18 protein-coding genes and 2 tRNA genes are annotated in these 15502 nt (G+C 71.6%); 10 read left to right on the top strand and 10 right to left on the bottom strand.

All coding sequences use genetic code 11. The features are described 5' to 3' along the window. Positions 1 to 177: 177 nt before the first annotated feature. Both UO65_RS12645 and UO65_RS12650 read left to right on the top strand, forming a co-directional pair. Positions 178 to 840, top strand: a complete 663-nt coding sequence (locus UO65_RS12645) for a dienelactone hydrolase family protein (RefSeq protein ID WP_035282097.1) — start codon at positions 178 to 180, stop codon at positions 838 to 840. Then, on the top strand, positions 840 to 1607 hold the full coding sequence (locus UO65_RS12650; RefSeq protein ID WP_052021106.1) for an ESX secretion-associated protein EspG: 768 nt from the start codon (positions 840 to 842) through the stop codon (positions 1605 to 1607). Before UO65_RS12645 ends, UO65_RS12650 begins: the two co-directional genes overlap by 1 nt. Before the next feature lie 21 nt (positions 1608 to 1628). Here UO65_RS12650 and UO65_RS12655 read toward each other — a convergent pair whose 3' ends face one another. Both UO65_RS12655 and UO65_RS12660 read right to left on the bottom strand, forming a co-directional pair. Continuing rightward, positions 1629 to 2270 carry a 3-oxoacid CoA-transferase subunit B gene (locus UO65_RS12655; protein WP_035282036.1) on the bottom strand — a complete coding sequence of 214 codons (642 nt, stop codon included), beginning with the start codon at positions 2268 to 2270 and terminating at the stop codon, positions 1629 to 1631. A 1-nt stretch (position 2271) separates the two neighbouring features. Beyond that, entirely contained in the window at positions 2272 to 3030 is a 759-nt protein-coding gene (locus tag UO65_RS12660; RefSeq protein WP_035282037.1) for a CoA transferase subunit A, read from the bottom strand. Positions 3031 to 3123: 93 nt separating this feature from the next. Between UO65_RS12660 and UO65_RS12665 the strand changes: the two genes are divergently transcribed. From UO65_RS12665 to UO65_RS12685, 5 genes are all read left to right on the top strand, one after another. Further along, positions 3124 to 4866, top strand: coding sequence for a phosphatidylglycerol lysyltransferase domain-containing protein (locus UO65_RS12665; protein WP_052021107.1), 1743 nt, complete (start codon positions 3124 to 3126; stop codon positions 4864 to 4866). Between the two features lie 68 nt (positions 4867 to 4934). Beyond that, positions 4935 to 5024 (top strand) — tRNA-Ser (locus tag UO65_RS12670). Positions 5025 to 5059: 35 nt separating this feature from the next. Next, positions 5060 to 5135, top strand: a tRNA-Arg gene (locus UO65_RS12675). A 306-nt stretch (positions 5136 to 5441) separates the two neighbouring features. Further along, positions 5442 to 5933: a hypothetical protein gene (locus tag UO65_RS12680; RefSeq protein ID WP_146241279.1), complete on the top strand. Its 492-nt coding sequence runs from the start codon at positions 5442 to 5444 to the stop codon at positions 5931 to 5933. 63 nt (positions 5934 to 5996) lie between these two features. Beyond that, positions 5997 to 6623 carry a hypothetical protein gene (locus UO65_RS12685; protein WP_035282041.1) on the top strand — a complete coding sequence of 209 codons (627 nt, stop codon included), beginning with the start codon at positions 5997 to 5999 and terminating at the stop codon, positions 6621 to 6623. Positions 6624 to 6723: 100 nt separating this feature from the next. Here the strand turns inward: UO65_RS12685 and UO65_RS12690 are convergent, their stop codons facing one another. From UO65_RS12690 to UO65_RS12705, 4 genes are all read right to left on the bottom strand, one after another. After that, a complete protein-coding gene (locus UO65_RS12690) occupies positions 6724 to 7530 on the bottom strand; it encodes a transglutaminase-like domain-containing protein (RefSeq protein WP_035282043.1) in 807 nt (268 codons plus the stop codon). Between the two features lie 213 nt (positions 7531 to 7743). Beyond that, positions 7744 to 8238 (bottom strand): hypothetical protein, encoded by a 495-nt coding sequence (locus tag UO65_RS12695; RefSeq protein ID WP_052021108.1) that lies wholly within the window; start codon positions 8236 to 8238, stop codon positions 7744 to 7746. Between the two features lie 77 nt (positions 8239 to 8315). Further along, positions 8316 to 8495, bottom strand: coding sequence for a hypothetical protein (locus UO65_RS12700; protein ID WP_035282045.1), 180 nt, complete (start codon positions 8493 to 8495; stop codon positions 8316 to 8318). Positions 8496 to 8647: 152 nt separating this feature from the next. Then, positions 8648 to 9847, bottom strand: a complete 1200-nt coding sequence (locus tag UO65_RS12705) for an MFS transporter (protein WP_052021109.1) — start codon at positions 9845 to 9847, stop codon at positions 8648 to 8650. Between the two features lie 122 nt (positions 9848 to 9969). Between UO65_RS12705 and UO65_RS12710 the strand changes: the two genes are divergently transcribed. Then, a complete protein-coding gene (locus UO65_RS12710; RefSeq protein ID WP_035282047.1) occupies positions 9970 to 10161 on the top strand; it encodes a hypothetical protein in 192 nt (63 codons plus the stop codon). Positions 10162 to 10212: 51 nt separating this feature from the next. Here UO65_RS12710 and UO65_RS12715 read toward each other — a convergent pair whose 3' ends face one another. Both UO65_RS12715 and UO65_RS12720 read right to left on the bottom strand, forming a co-directional pair. Beyond that, positions 10213 to 11802, bottom strand: coding sequence for an ABC transporter permease (locus tag UO65_RS12715; RefSeq protein WP_035282050.1), 1590 nt, complete (start codon positions 11800 to 11802; stop codon positions 10213 to 10215). Continuing rightward, positions 11799 to 12689 carry an ABC transporter ATP-binding protein gene (locus tag UO65_RS12720; RefSeq protein ID WP_035282052.1) on the bottom strand — a complete coding sequence of 297 codons (891 nt, stop codon included), beginning with the start codon at positions 12687 to 12689 and terminating at the stop codon, positions 11799 to 11801. Before UO65_RS12720 ends, UO65_RS12715 begins: the two co-directional genes overlap by 4 nt. A gap of 67 nt (positions 12690 to 12756) precedes the next feature. Here UO65_RS12720 and UO65_RS12725 point away from each other — a divergent pair, with 67 nt between their 5' ends. Then, positions 12757 to 13221, top strand: a complete 465-nt coding sequence (locus UO65_RS12725) for a GbsR/MarR family transcriptional regulator (RefSeq protein WP_035282054.1) — start codon at positions 12757 to 12759, stop codon at positions 13219 to 13221. Continuing rightward, positions 13218 to 13460 (top strand): hypothetical protein, encoded by a 243-nt coding sequence (locus tag UO65_RS12730; protein WP_035282056.1) that lies wholly within the window; start codon positions 13218 to 13220, stop codon positions 13458 to 13460. Before UO65_RS12725 ends, UO65_RS12730 begins: the two co-directional genes overlap by 4 nt. A 144-nt stretch (positions 13461 to 13604) precedes the next feature. Here the strand turns inward: UO65_RS12730 and UO65_RS12735 are convergent, their stop codons facing one another. Together UO65_RS12735 and UO65_RS12740 are read right to left on the bottom strand one after the other, a co-directional pair. After that, complete coding sequence (locus UO65_RS12735) at positions 13605 to 13994, bottom strand: hypothetical protein (protein ID WP_152552079.1); 390 nt, start codon at positions 13992 to 13994, stop codon at positions 13605 to 13607. 104 nt (positions 13995 to 14098) lie between these two features. Continuing rightward, on the bottom strand, positions 14099 to 15454 hold the full coding sequence (locus UO65_RS12740; RefSeq protein WP_084175518.1) for a dicarboxylate/amino acid:cation symporter: 1356 nt from the start codon (positions 15452 to 15454) through the stop codon (positions 14099 to 14101). Positions 15455 to 15502: the final 48 nt, after the last annotated feature.

Raw genomic sequence — 15502 nt, forward strand, 5'->3', positions numbered from 1 at the left:
CTCGTCGAGTCGGCTGCAGCGGCAACCTATCCCGCTCTGCGCGCGTACGGCAGCACCGGCCGTCCGCCGTGGGCGAAAATTGTGCGGAGCGGACGAACCCACCGACGGGTGATCACGCGTCCGGGTGAGCGGCCGATCACGTTGACGGGCGTTCACCCCGCCGTGGTTGGGTGTGTCATGGCCCAGACCCGCACAGAGGAAATCCGGCTCGCCGACGACCGCGCCCTGCGGTTGACCTGCGCCGAGCCCGACGGGGTGGTGCGCGGCGGTCTGGTCGTGCTGCCCGAGGCGCGCGGGGTGACCGACGCGGTGCGCGGCATGGTGGCCGGGCTGGCCGCCGAGGGGTGGCTGGTCGCGGTACCGCACCTGCACGACGGCGACGACCACGAACTCGACCACGACACCGCCCGCGACTCCCTCAGCGCCCTGTCCGGCGACTCGGTCCTGGCCGCCGCCGACGGCGCCTTCTCCTGGCTGACCGGGCACGGCGTCACCACCGACCGGACCGGCGTGATCGGCTTCGAACTCGGCGGCGCGGCCGCCCTGGTGGTGGCCGCTCGGCGCGACGTCGGCGCCGCCGTCACGGTTGCGGGCGGCGGTATCCTCGAGCCGCTCTCCGACGGGCTGCCCGCGCTCGTCGAGGTCGCGGGCGAGCTGCGCTGCCCGTGGCTGGGGCTCTACCGCGAGGAGGGCGACGACATCACCGCCGAACAGGTCGAGAAGCTGCGCGACGCCGCGGGCACGGCCCCGGTCGCCACGGACGTGGTCCGGTTCGCCTTCCACTCCACGTACGAGGCGTGGCAGCGCGCCCTGAACTGGTTCGACGCGCACCTGCGCTGATGGTGGCGACCCTCACCGAGGTCGAGTTCGACCTCACCTGGGAGGCCCTGGGCCTCGGCGAACGCCCGTACCCGATCGACGTGCCCAGCTTCGGCACCACCACCGCCGAGCGCGAGGAACTGCGGATCGGCGTGATCGGCAGCCTCACCGCGAAGAACCTGCACGACGGCCGCGAACTCGACCGCGAGCTGGAGGACCACCTGGTCCTGCTGGCGCGCAACGACTTCAGCCTCGACGGCCTGCTGTCGGTGGGGGTGCCGCTGCGGGTGCTCGGCGTCGGCCAGGGCAGCCGGTCGGCGCTGGCGGTCCAGGCGGGCGGCGAGGTCCGGGTCGGCGCGGCGGGCCCCGGCGGGGTCGTGGCGGAGGTCGCCGGGATGCTGCCGGAGGTCCCCGCGGGCCCCGGCAACCCGGTCACCCTGCCCAAGCGGGTCTTCCACGACGCGATCGACGCCTACGCCGCCGGTGGCTTCGCCAACCTGGAGCACGCCCTCAACCGCGGCGGGGTGAGCGGCCGCGACCTGCGCACGGTCACCACCCTGGTGGAGAGCGCCCGCTCCGGCGGCGGCCAGGTCGCGGCGAACGCGGTCGACCGCGTGGGCAGGCGCACCCGCACGCCGGTGCTCAACTGGTTCGACACCTCGGCGGGCCGGTACCTGGTGCTGACCTCGCCGCAGCCGGACGGCTCGGACTGGCTGACCATCGGCCCGGTCGACCCCCAGCGCCTGGCGGGCCGCATCCGCGACCTGGTCGACGGCGTCCGGGCCTGATCCCCGGACGCCGCCGCGGCCTCACACCGCCAGTTCGACCCGGAGTTCCGGCTCGGTCTTCGCCACGACCTCGTCGACCGCCACCCCCGGCGCGCACTCGCGCAGCACCAGGCCGTCGGGGGTCACGTCGATCACCGCCAGGTCGGTGATGATCCGCTGCGCCACCCGCAGGCCGGTCAGCGGCAGCGAGCACTCGTCGACGACCTTGAACGAGCCGTCGCGGGCGGTGTGCTCCATCAGCACGATGACCCGCTTGGCGCCGTGCACCAGGTCCATCGCCCCGCCCATGCCCTTGACCATCTTGCCCGGGATCATCCAGTTCGCGATGTCCCCGGCCCGCGACACCTGCATGGCCCCCAGGATCGCGGCGTCGACCTTGCCGCCGCGGATCATGCCGAACGACAGCGCCGAGTCGAAGAACGAGGCGCCCCGGCGGACGGTGACCGTCTCCTTGCCCGCGTTGATCAGGTCCGGTTCCTCGGTCCCGGCCACCGGGTAGGCGCCGACGCCGAGGATGCCGTTCTCCGACTGGAGCACGATCTCGACGTCGTCGGGCACGTAGTTCGGCACCAGCGTCGGCAGGCCGATGCCGAGGTTGACGTAGGAGCCGTCGGACAGCTCCGCGGCCGCCCGCGCGGCCATCTCTTCCCTGGTCAGCGCCATCTCAGGCCTCCCTCGTGGTCCGGCGCTCGATGCGCTTGTCGGCGGCCTGCTCCGGCGTCAGCGCCAGCACCCGCTGCACGAAGATCCCGGGCAGGTGCACGTCGTCCGGGGCGATCTCGCCGGGGGCCACCAGCTCCTCCACCTCGGCGATGCCCACCCGGCCCGCCATGGCGCACAGCGGGTTGAAGTTGCGCGCCGAGTCGCGGAACACCAGGTTCCCGTGCCGGTCGCCCTTCCAGGCCCGCACCAGGCCGAAGTCGCAGGTGATGGCCTCCTCCAGCACGTGGTCCACGCCGCCGAACGCGCGCACCTCCTTGGCGGGGGAGGACACGGCCACGGTGCCGTCCGCGGCGTAGCGCCACGGCACCCCGCCGTCGGCGACCTGGGTGCCGACCCCGGTGCGGGTGTAGAACGCCGGGATGCCCGACCCGCCCGCCCGCAGCCGCTCCGCCAGCGTGCCCTGCGGGGTCAGCTCCACCTCCAGCTCACCGGCCAGGTACTGCCGGGCGAACTCCTTGTTCTCGCCGACGTAGGAACTGGTCATCCGGGCGATCCGCCGCTCCCGCAGCAGCAGCCCCAACCCCCAGTCGTCGACGCCGCAGTTGTTCGACACGACCGACAGACCGGTCACGCCCTTCGCCAGCAGCGCCCCGATCAGCACGCTGGGGATGCCGCAGAGCCCGAACCCGCCGACGGCGAGCGTCGCGTTGTGCGCGACGTCCTCGACCGCCTCGGCCGCGCTGTGGACCACTTTGTCCATGTGTGCCCCTCCTTCTGGGTGTGGCAAGCGCGACTCTAATGCGGCGACCCGGCCCGCGGAGTGTTCGCCGAAGCCACAGGACCGGGGTCCGGCATGGGCGTGGACACTGTTGCCGTGGTTGACGAGGCGAGCGGCCGCCGGTGGCTGCCCAGCGGTGAGACGACGGTACGGCTGCTGACGTGGTCGGCCCGGTTGGTGGGGCTGCTGGCCGTGCTGTCGGTGCTCCTGCCCGCCGGTGGCCGCAGGCCGCTGCGCGCCGCCGTGGGCCGCTGGCTCGACCTGCCGGAGGGCGCGGGCATCGCCGCCGGGACCGTGGTGCTGGCCAGCGGTGTGCTGCTGTGGCTGCTGGCGAACGCCCTGCGCAGGCGCAAGCGGCGGGCCTGGCAGGTGGCCGTGGTGGTCACCGCGGCCATCGCCGTGGCCCACCTGGCCTGGCGCCACGGCATCGGCTCCGGGGTCACCGCGCTCGGCCTGTGCGTCGCCCTGCTCGCCACCCGCAAGCACTTCACCGCGGGCGTCGACCCGGTCTACGGCAAGTGGCGGGCCGTCCGCGTCGCCGTGGAACTGCTCGTCGCCGGGTTCCTGGCGGTCTTCGTCATGCTGCGCGGCGCCCCCGCCCGCCTCACCGGCGACGCCGACCTGACCGACACGGGGGCGCACTCGCTGCTCGCGCTCATCGGCGTCAGCGGCCCGGTCCACCCGGTGGCCTGGCTGGACGACCTCACCGCCGCCACCGGCCTGGTCTTCGGCGTCGGCGCGGTCCTGCTCGGCGCCTACTACCTGCTGCGCTCCGCCGAACCCAAACCCGGCCTCGCCCCCGACGACGAGACCGCCCTGCGCGCCCTGCTGGCCAAGCGCGGCCGCGACGACTCCCTCGGCTACTTCGCCCTGCGCCGCGACAAGTCCGTCGTGTTCTCCCCCACCGGCAAGTCAGCGGTCCCCTTCCGGGTCCTCGCGGGCGTGGCCCTCGCCTCCGGCGACCCGCTCGGCGACATCGAGGCCTGGCCCGGCGCCATCGAGCGCTTCCTCGCCGAGTGCCGCGCCCACGCCTGGACCCCCGCCGCCATCGGCTGCTCCGAAAGAGGGGCCACGGTCTGGACCCGCTACGACCTCGACGCCATCGAACTCGGCGACGAGGCCATCGTCGACGTCCCCACCTTCAGCCTCGACGGCCGAGCCATGCGCGGCGTCCGCCAGGCGGTCGCCAAGCTCAAGCGCGCGGGCTACGAGGTCACCGTCCGCCGCAGCGCCGACATCCCCGAAGACGAGCGCGAAGCCCTGGCCACCCTGGCGGAGAAGTGGCGCGGCACCGAAACCGAACGCGGCTTCTCCATGGCCCTCTCCCGCGTCTGCGACCAGGAAGACCCCGACTGCGTCCTGGTCACCGCCACCCGGCAGGGCGAGGTCACAGGCCTCCTCCAATTCGTCCCCTGGGGCCCCAACGGCCTCTCCCTCGACCTCATGCGCCGAGACCGGTCAGTCGGCGACAACGGCCTCAACGAACTGATGATCACCGACCTGCTCACCTCCTGCCGAGCCCTGGGCATCGACCGCGTCTCCCTCAACTTCGCCGTCTTCCGAGCCGCCCTCGAACGCGGCGGCCGCATCGGCGCGGGCCCGGTGGCCCGCCTCTGGGCCCGCGCCCTCAAACTCGGCTCCCGCTGGTGGCAGATCGAGACCCTCTACAAGTTCAACGCCAAGTTCTCCCCCGACTGGGCCCCCCGCTTCCTCGTCTTCCCCGCCGTCCGCGACCTCCCCCGCGTTGCACTGGCCGCCATGGAGGCCGAGGGCTTCGGAGGCCGCCCACCTGCGCTTTTGCGCGCCCTGAACCGTTAAGAGGGGGGCGTTTTGCCACCCGCGGGAGGACCTGTGTAGTCTCTTCTCTCGAGCGGCCTGGGGCCCCGGGAGGCTTCGCCTAGTCTGGTCTATGGCGCCGCACTGCTAATGCGGTTGGGGTTAACTGCCCCTCCCGGGTTCAAATCCCGGAGCCTCCGCTGTACACCTGGTCCGCTGGGTGACAACTGAACACGCACCCGTAGCTCAACGGATAGAGCATCTGACTACGGATCAGAAGGTTAGGGGTTCGAATCCCTTCGGGTGCACCAGCAGAACCGCAGTGAGACCACCGTCGAGCTGCGGTTCTCGCTTTCCCGGGCATCGCTCCTGTGGCTGTGGTCACGTCTTGGGTGTCCGCGCGTCCTTCGTTGCGACACCACGGTCGCTGTCGCCTCGGTTGCAGTGGGTGGGGGCAGGTCGCTCGTCGTCTTCGGTGTGGTGTGGCTGGGGTCGCGGCGACCGTTGGTGTGAAGCGGCGAACCAGGTTGCCATGTCACCCTATCGGTGGTGTTCTGGTTACAAAGTCACATGAAGAATCGTCAGCGGTTCGTTGTTCACCATGTTGAGGGGGATGTGTGAAGCGGCTCATCGCTTTTTCCTGTGCTGTTCTGGTCGCGGGTGGGATTGCGGTCACCGCCGGGCCCGCTGTCGCGGCCGAGGGTCGACGTGTCGACGTGGGTGTTCTGGGTGCCGGGGAGATTGCCGAATGCATCGCGGCGGGGTCGACCGTGCCCAACGATGCGATTGTCGATCAATTGCCGGTGAGTCGTCCGGATACTCCGCAGACGGACTTCCAACTGGAGTGCGGTCCGCCCGAAATCGCCGGAGCCCGGCACATCCACGCCGGTCACCCGATCAACAGTGTGTTGTCGTTCCAGGCGTGCTACCAGGCCGCACTGCTGCGCGGGCAGAAGATTCCGCAGCAGTACTCGAGCCTGTACTCGTACCAGACGCCCGGCGGGCCGATCGTCGAAGTCGCGACCGATGACTTCTCCCCGTACATCCTGACGGCCTACACGAAGGGGCCGAACAGTGCGGACTGGGAGAACTGCGCTGCGCACGTGTGATCGGGTCCTGATTTGAAGTTGTTCCTGTGATACTCGTATTGCCGTTGCTGTTACGCTGACAAGATGGGTGACCTCACAGTCTTCCCCCACTTGTCCGAAACGCAGGCCGGAAAGCTGGAGAGCGAACTGGCGGTGCGCTTGGCGGAATCCGACGAAGTCAACCGGTCACCGGCGCTGGTCTGGCTGAGGAATGACCGACTCAACGGGGGTGCCCAGCTCCAAGGAATTGTGTTGGGGTCACCCGATCTGGTGGATGAGATCGCGCGGCACCATCTCCCGAGTCTGTTTCCGGACATCCTGGCGCATCGAGCGGTCCGGCACCTGTTGCCGGACTCGCTCGATGCGACCAGGCCGCTGAACACCGGGGCGAACCACCCCCCGCGCGGCTGGCGGCCGGTGCCCGCCATCGGCTTGGCGGCTGAGTGGGCCCGCGCGATGTACGACGGCAGCTTCGGCACGGACCCGCGGGAATCGACTGCCGCCGACCGCGACCACCGGGCGCTCGCCGCCCTTGCCCAGGCGAACGATCTGTACCGAACGCTGTTCGGGGAGAGGTATTCGAGCGTTTCCTGCCTGTCGAGCCCCGACCCGTGGGCTCCGTGGTTCCGAGGGCTTTTCAACACGACCTGGGCCGCCTACGCCGGTCATAGCCGGACGTTGTGGATGCTGACCCTGACCGACATGGATTGACCGGTGTCCTGCCCGGGGCAACCTCCTCCGGGGAGAACATCCGCTCGATCACGCTCGTCACCTCGTTCCGTGTTGTTGTCGGGGTCGGGGGGAACCGTTGTCAGCTGAGGACCACCAGGTCTTCGGGGTTGTCGGTGGGGAGGGTGGGTTCGGCGGTGACGGTGATGGAGGTGGAAAGCAGGTCGGTGTTGTTCGGAGTGGTCAGGAATGCCGTGTCGGCGGCGTCGCGGCCGGTGGCTATGCGGAGGAGGGATTGGCGGGGGGCCAGGTGGGTGGCGTCGAAGACGTGCCAGCGGTCGCCGATGGCTGCTTCGAAGACGGCGTGGAAGTCCATGGGGGAGAGGCCGGGGGCGTAGACGGAGACGAAGCGGGCGGGGACGTCGACGGCTCGGCACAGGGCCACGCACAGGTGGGCGTAGTCGCGGCAGACGCCTTGGGTGAGCAGGAGGGTGTCGACCGCGTCGTCGGTCGGGGCGCTTGAACCGCCTACATAGGACAGGTGTTGGGCGACGTGGGTGACTATGGCTCGGACTTTTTCCGCGTTGTCGGTTTGGGTGCCGATGATGCGGGTGGCGTAGCCGCCGAGGCGGTCGGAGGGGCAGTATCGGCTCGGGCGCAGGTATTCGATCCGCTCGGCCTCGGTGACGGCGGCCAGCTCGACCTCGGCCACGCCGGTGCCGTACCGGTGTGCCGCCCGGTAGCGCAGGGTCAGGTCGCCGGGGGTCGCGTCGACCACGTGCAGGCGGGTGCCCTGCGGCATCGCCACCACTCGTGGCGGACCCGGCGCGCCTTCGACCAGCAGCTCCTCGTCCCCGGGCGGTCCGGCGGCGGCCACCGACACGGTGACCGGGCCCGACTGCGTCAGGCGCAGCCGTAATTCCACGTCGATTCGGCAGATTTCCAGCATTCCTCCATCATCGGACAGCAGGCACCTTCCCACCTAGACGCCGCCGCCGTGCGTTGCTGCTGACGTGCTGCGGCGGAGGGTGGGGGGCAATGGGGTGCCGTTGGTGGGTGGCCGGTGCGGTGGGGTGCACCGGCCGGAAAGCTGCTGTGGTGGGCGAGAAGTGTTGTAGCGGAGGGAAAGCGGTGGCGGTGGGTGGAGAAGTGGTGGTGCGGGTCAGGTGTCGTCCACGGCGGGGATGGCGTCTCGGCCCACCAGGGTTGCTGTGGTTTCGGTGAGGAGGCGGCCGCTGACGTCCGGGTCGCAGGTGAGGCGGGGGAGGCGGGCTCGGATGGCGGCGGGACTGCGTTGGTGGGTGGTGGCCAGGGATCGGATGACTTCGGTGGCGGAATCCGTTGGTGGGTGGGACAGCCAGGCCTCGCGGAGGGCCGTGTCCTCGTCGGGGGTCCAGCGCTGGTTGGCGTTGCCGACCGTGCTGCGGCGGGGGCGGCGGGTCTCGAAGCCCGCGATCGCGGTGAGGGACTGGTGCAGGAGGCGGGCGGACTCGGTGGCGCCGCCCGGGGGGAGGGTGAGGGTGCCCTCGGCGACCCTGGTGCCCGACTCGTCCTCGCCGGTGAGGTCGATGGCGAGGGCGCCTTCGGTGTCGGCGTTGACGGTCAGGGTGTAGGTGATGTTCCGGGCGGTGCTGGTGTACTCCAGGGTGAATGCCATGGGGGAGAAGGTAGGGCGGTTCGCGGGATCGCGCGAAAAGTTGTCCACAGGGTCTTGACAGGGGCCGGGGGCGGCGGTCAGGGGTCCCGGCGGTGGCGGCCGACCTCGTGCGGTTCGTCGTCGGTGTTCAACGGGACCGGGGGGCGCTCGCGCTCCTCGCGGAGGATGGTGTCGAGGGTGTGGTTCGCGCGGCGCAGCCGCCAGACCAGGAACACCACGACCGCCGTCGCGGCCAGGAGCCACAGTGCTGTCGTCACCCTGCTCACCGCCTCAGCCGTTACTCACCGGTCCCGTCTGGTACCCCCCAGGTTCCCATTTCATTCACAGGGGCGCACCCGTTCGGCGGCATTTGTTTCCTCCTGGGGACGGATTCCGCCCGTATGGGTGAACTTGATTTACACGCTGTGTATCAGGTGGATCGGACCATGGTTTCGCGGGCGGGCAGCCAGGCCAGCACCGCCGCCACGACCAGGAAGCCGGAGGCGGCGAACGCCAACCGGTAGGAGAAGGCGTCGACGAGCAGGCCCGCCACGACCGGGCCGAGGATGGCGCCCACGTCGGCGGCCATCTGGAAGGTGGCGAGGACCTGTCCGCCGCGGGCGCCGGTGCCGATGACGTCCGCCACGGCGGCTTGCTGCGGGGGCGTCAGCACGCCCGTCCCCAGGCCCGCGACCACCGTGGCCAGCAGGAACTCCGGGACGGTGGTGGTGTACCCCAGCCACACCATCGCGCCCCCGGACACCACGAGCCCGATCAGCACGAGCGGTTTGCGCCCCCACCGGTCCGACAGCCGACCGGACACCACCAGCATCACCACGTTGCCCGCCGCGAACACCGACAGGGCGGTGCCCGCGAACGCGCCGTCGCGCTCCAGCACCTCGACGATGAACAGGGGCATCAGCGACACCCGCACGCCGAACACCGCCCAGCCGTTGGCGAAGCTGGACACGAGGGCCGCCCGGTAGCCGCTCACGCGCAGAGCGGCGCGCAGCGGGAACGTCGGGCCCCGGTCGTCGCCGTGGGCGACCAGGGTGGACCGGCGGAGCAGGAGCCACACGAACGCGATGGCCACCAGCAGCGAGACCGCGTAGACGAGGAACGGGGCGCGCACCGAGATGGTGATCAGGCTGCCGCCGACCAGCGGGCCCGCCACGTTGCCGAGCAGGAAGCTGGTGCCCCACAGCCCTGAGGCCCGGCCGCGCAGGGTGGGTGGGGTGAGGTGGATCAGCAGGCCGACGCCGGAGACGGTGAACATGGTGGAGCCGGTGCCGCCGAGCGCGCGGAAGACGAGCAGGTGCCAGTACTCGGTGGCGAACGCGCAGGCGCCGGTGGAGACGGCGACGATCAGCAGGCCCCACAGGTACACCCGGCGCTCGCCCAGCCGGGTCACCAGGCGTCCGCCGACCGGGGCGAAGGCCAGCCGGGCGACGGCGAACGCGCTGATCACCACTGAGGCCGCCGTGACGCTCACGTCGAAGCCGCGCGCGAACGTGGGCAGGGCGGGCGCGACCAGGCCGAACCCGATGGCGATGACGAAGTTGGCGACGACCAGGACCCACACCTCGCGGGGCAGGGTCCGCGCCGCCGCGGTCGCCGGTGCCGCGCTCACGCTTCCCACCCTCCAACCCTCGGCCGGGGAAACTATATGCCCCGATCGGCCCGTGGACTGTCACGACGGGTGTGGTTGGGGGTACCTGGCAGGAGTCATCCCCCGAATGAAGGAACCCCACGATGTCGGAACCTGTCGAGACCATCGAGGTCATCTCCGTGCTCGCCAAGCTGGCCGAGGCCGAGCGGGACGCCCGTGAGCTGTCCACGGACGAGTCCTACCGCGCGGGCCAGGCCGCGGGGTTGGAGCTGGCCCAGCGCATCGTGCGCGAGCTGGCCGGGCTGCCGGTCGAAGCCGACTCCAGCCGGGTCTGAGCGGCTCTGGCCGTCCGGGGCGGGCGTCCCCCGAAGCCCGCCCCGGGCCGGTCAGCCGACGTCGCGCCTGCGGAAGGCGGCGAGCCCGGCGGCAGCGGTGAACACCCCGATCGCGGTCAGCCACACCAGCGGTGCCGCCGACACCGCCGGACCCGGGACCTTGGGCACGTGGGTGAACGGCGAGACGTCGAGCACGGCCTGGCCCGCGTTCAGCGCGGGCCCGAACAGCCCGATGCCGACGACGACCCCGACCACGGCCCAGGACCCCGCTGCGGAGAGGGTCGGCAGCAGCCCGAACAGCAGCGCGGCCACCCCGGCGACGACCCACACCGCGGGCAGTTGCGCGATCGCCCCACCCACCGCGTGCCCGAGCTGGGTGCCGAGGTCCCCGGCGCGCAGGCCGTGCGCGAGCCCGGCGCCGAGCCCGGCGACGGTGAGCAGCAGCGCCGACCCGAGCAGTGCGAACACCAGGTGCGCGCCCATCCAGGCGGTCCGGCCGACCCCGGCCGCGAGCACCGGTTCGGCGCGCCCGCCGGTCTCCTCGGTGCGCAGCCGCAGCGCGACCAGGACGGCGTAGACCGCGACGACCATGCCGAACACGCTGCCGATCAACGCCAGGTAGGTGTCGACGATGCCCTGCGCGCCGCCCATCCGCTCGAAGATCCCGCGCACCTGCTCGCTGTCGCCGACCAGGCCGCCGATGCCGTCGGCGATGGAGCCGAAGACGGCGCCGATGACCGCCATGGCCACGGTCCAGCCGATCAGCGCGCCGCGCTGCAACCGCCAGGCCAGGCCGAGCGGTCCGCGCAGCGAGGGGGGCGCGGTCGGCGGTCCGGGCCGCATGGGCAGCAGGCCCGCGCCCAGGTCGCGGCGGGGGAGCAGCAGGTACCCGCCGGTGCCCACGACCACCGCCGCGACCAGCGGGATGAACAGCACCCACGGCCGTTCCCCGGCGAACGGTCGGGCCAGTTGCGTCCAGGACAGCGGTGAGAGCCAGGACAGCCAGGACGCACCCGGGCTGGAGTCGCCGACCGCGCGGAGCAGGAACGCCACGCCGAGGACCCCGCCCGCCAGCCCGTTGGCCGACCGCGAGTACTCGGTGAGCTGCGCGGTCACCGCGGCGACGGCGGTGAACGCCAGCCCGGCGCCCGCCATGCCCGCGCCGAAGGTGAGCGAGCCCGCCGCGGGCAGCCCGGCGCCGATCAGGGTGACCGCCTGCACCGCGCCGACCACCGCGCTGGTGCCCGCCGCGACGGCGACCGCCGCGGTCAGCGCCGCGTACCGCCCGACCACCGCGGACCCGAGCAGCTCCAGCCGCCCGCTGTCCTCCTCGGCGCGGGTGTGCCGGGTGACGGTGAAGGCGGCCACCAGGCCCAGGAACAGGGCGAGGAACACGCCGTAGCGCCAGGCGGTGAACCCGCCGGGCGTGGTCAGGTCGAACGCCTTGCCGTAGATCACCGCGATGGACGGGTTGTCGCCGCTGCTCGCGTTGAGCGTCGTGCGGGAGGCGGCGTCGGGGTACAGGCCCTCGTACGTCGATACGGTGCCCACCGGGAGGAACCCGAGCAGCAGCACCCAGAGGGGGAGCAGGACCCGGTCGCGGCGCAGGGCCAGCCGGATCAGCGCGCCGGTCCCGGTCATCGGCCGGATTCCTGGTAGTGGCGGAGGAACAGCTCCTCCAGGGTCGGCGGTTGGCTGGTCAGCGACTTCACCCCGGCCGCGGTCAGCGCGCGCAGCGCCCGGTCGAGGTCGGAGGTGTCGACGTCGAAGCGGACCCGGTTGCCCTCGGCCTTGAGGTCGTGCACGCCGGGCAGCTCGCCGATGCCGTCCGGCGGGCCGCTGAGGTCGGCGGTGATGCTGGTGCGGGTCAGGTGGCGCAGGTCGGCGAGCGTGCCGGTCTCCACCGCGCGGCCCGCGCGGATGATGCTGACGCGGTCGCAGAGGGTTTCCACCTCGGCGAGGATGTGGCTGGAGAGCAGCACGGTGCGGCCGCGGTCGCGCTCCTCGGCGACGCACCGCTGGAACACCGACTCCATCAGCGGGTCGAGCCCGGAAGTGGGTTCGTCGAGGACGAGCAGGTCGACGTCGGAGGCCAGGGCGGCGACGAGGGCGACCTTCTGCCGGTTGCCCTTGGAGTAGGTGCGGCCCTTCTTGCGCGGGTCGAGGTCGAAGCGGTCCAGCAGCTCGTCGCGGCGGCGCCGGTCGAGGCCGCCGCGGAGCCTGCCGAGCAGGTCGATGACCTCGCCGCCGGAGAGGTTGGGCCAGAGCGAGACGTCGCCGGGGACGTAGGCGAGCCTGCGGTGCAGCTCGGTGGCGTCGCGCCACGGGTCGCCGCCGAGCAGGGTGACCTCACCCGCGTCCGCGCGCAGCAGGCCCAGCAGCACCCTGATGGTGGTCGACTTCCCGGAGCCGTTGGGGCCCAGGAAGCCGTGCACCTCCCCCGTTCGCACCGACAGGTCGAGACCGTCGAGCGCGCGGGTCCGGCCGAACGACTTGACCAGGCCGGACACCGAAATTGCCGTTGTCATGTTTCACAACGTACTCGGTTTTCACAACTTTGTGAACGTTTTGAAGGGGATAAGGTAGGCTGATGGGGTGAGCGAAGACGCGGTGGCCCGGTTCGTCGAGCGCCTCGCCCTGCTGATGGCCGAGGCGGGCATGGCGCGGATGCCCGCGCGCGTGTTCGGCCGCCTCCTGGTGACCGACTCCGGGCGGCTGACGGCACCGGAACTCGCCGCCGCCCTGCAGGTCAGCCCGGCGGCGATCTCCGGCGCGGTGCGCTACCTCGACCAGGTCGGACTGGTCACCAAGGGGCGGGTGCCGGGGGAGCGGCGCGACCACTACCAGGTCGGCGACGGGGCCTGGGTGGAGGCGATCGTCAACCGGGACAAGCTGCTGGTGACCTGGGCGTCGACGATGGCCGAAGGGGTCGGGGTGCTCGGCCCGGGGACCCCGGCGGGTGAGCGGATGGCGCAGTCGGCCCGGTTCTTCGACTTCCTGCAGCGGGAGATGGTGGACCTGATCGACCGGTGGCGGGCCGAGGAGGCCGCGCGGTCGTGATCAGCTCGCGGTCTGCTCGCCGCACGGTCGCGCGGTCCAGCGGGCTGACCGTGATCCACGACCTGCCGTCCGGTTCGGACCCGATGACCGCTTGGTGGCGGCTGTCGTCGGCGCGGTCGAACCAGCGGGTGGCGGCGCGTGCTGACGCCGGCATGGCCGTCCGCCTCCTGGCGGAGCAGGACGGTGTGGCCGTCGCGCCGGGCGGCTTCACACTTCGGCGCGGGTGGCGCCTGCAGTGAGCTGCACCCCCGACCACGACTGTCGGCGAGGACACGTGCCCCGACTCCCCCGGGACGAGCGGGCCGCCCAGACCCGCGCCGACCTGCTGACCGCCGCGGCCCGCGTGTTCGCCCGGCGTGGCTACGCGGGTGCCACCCCGGGGGTCAGCCGCCAGGACAGGTGCTGTCGCCGCCGCTGTGCTCCTGGCACACACCGGGGCCTGCCGGGTCGAACGCGGGCCCCGGGGTGGACGGGCGGCTGCCGAGCCACACCAGCAGGACGGCGACGAGGAAGGTCGTGAAGAACCCGGCGAACCCGCTGCGGCGCAACCGCACGGCCAGCACCAGGCCCGCCGCCGAACCGCCGACGCCGACCCAGAAGGCGGTGAGCAGCCACCCCCTGCCCTTCTCCCACTCCGTGGGTTCGCCGCCGAACAGGTGGATCGACTCGCCCACGCCCAGCAGCGCCAACCAGGGCACACCGATGAGGACGCCGGTGGTGAGCAACGCCAGCAGCAGGTGCGGCCACACCGGCTCGGTTTCCACTTCACCCATCCGACCAGTCTGACCGAGCGGTGCCCTCGCCAGGACCCGTTCCGGACAACGGAAGCGGCCGGTGTTCTCGAAGCTTCGAGAACACCGGCCGCTTCCGTGGGACCTCAGACGAGCGCGGGTTCCCTGGTCTCCTGGTCCAGCAGCGGCGGGGTGCTGGGGGCGTTCAGGACCTCGTCGTCCAGCAGGTCCTCCGAGCGGGCCACCAGGACCGGGACGGTGATCTGGCCCGCGACGTTGGTGGCGGTGCGGATCATGTCCAGGATCGGGTCGATGCCGAAGACGATCGCCACGCCGGTCGCCACGACCTCCGGGGGGAGGCCGATGGTGCTCAGGGTCAGCGTCAGCATGGTGAACCAGCCGGTCGTGCCCGCCGTGGCGAACGCGCCGAACACGGCCACGGCGACGATGCCCGCGTACTGCCAGAAGCTCAGCGAGACCCCGAACAGGTTGGCGATGAAGATGGTGCCGATCGCCGGGTAGAGGGCGGCGCACCCGTCCATCTTCGTGGTGGTGCCCAGCGGGACGGCGAAACCGGCGTAACCGGGTTCCACACCCAGGTTGACGGCCGTCTGCCTGCTCAGCGGCAGCGTCGCGCCGGAGGAGCGGGAGACGAAGGCGAACTGCAACGCGGTCCAGGCCTTGCCGAAGAACTTCACCGGGCTCACCCGGCCGACGGTGCGCAGCAGGATCGGGTAGACCACGAACAGGACCAGGAGCGCGGCCACGTACACCGCCGCGATGAGCGAGAGCAGCGGCTTGACGAACTGGTTGCCGTAGGTGGCGAAGGCGGTGCCGATCAGGCCCAGGACGCCGAGCGGGGCGAGGCGGATGATCCAGCCCAGCAGCTTCTGGATGATGTCGAACGCCGAGCGGTTGAACGCGACGAACGGGGCGGCCTTCTCGCCCAGGGTGTAGGTGGCGATGCCGACCAGGACGGCCACGAACACCACCTGCAGGATCTCGCCCTCGGTGAAGGCCGAGAAGATGTTGCTCGGGACCAGGCCGTTGAGCACGGTCAGCCAGTCGCCCTGCGCGCGGTCGGCCAACTTCTCCACGGTGGCCGCGCTCGGTTCGACGTCGACCCCCTTGCCCGCGCCGCTGATCAGGCCGACGGCGATGCCGATCAGCACCGCGATCAGCGAGGTGATGCCGAACCACAGCAGCGTCTTGCCGCCGAGCCGGGCGGCGGTGCGCGGGCCGCCGAGGCCGCGCAGGCTGTTGATGCCGACCACGATCGAGGTGAAGACCAGCGGGATGACGGTGAACTGCAACAGGCTGGTGAACACGTCACCGATGGTCTTCAGCGCGGTCGTCAGCCAGGCGGTGTCGGTCTGCTTGGCGACGAAGCCGAGGACCGCGCCGAGCACGAGGCCCGCGAGGACCGCCAGGCCGAAGTACAGGCTGCGCCGGGAGCCGGATCGCGGCTCCCGGGTCGCCGCCGTGGGCACGTCTGTGGACATGGGTGCTCCCAGGGGAGGGGTGACAGGGGTGAGGTGGGCTGGTCTGAT

The organism is Actinokineospora spheciospongiae, from assembly GCF_000564855.1.
Classification (GTDB): domain Bacteria; phylum Actinomycetota; class Actinomycetes; order Mycobacteriales; family Pseudonocardiaceae; genus Actinokineospora; species Actinokineospora spheciospongiae.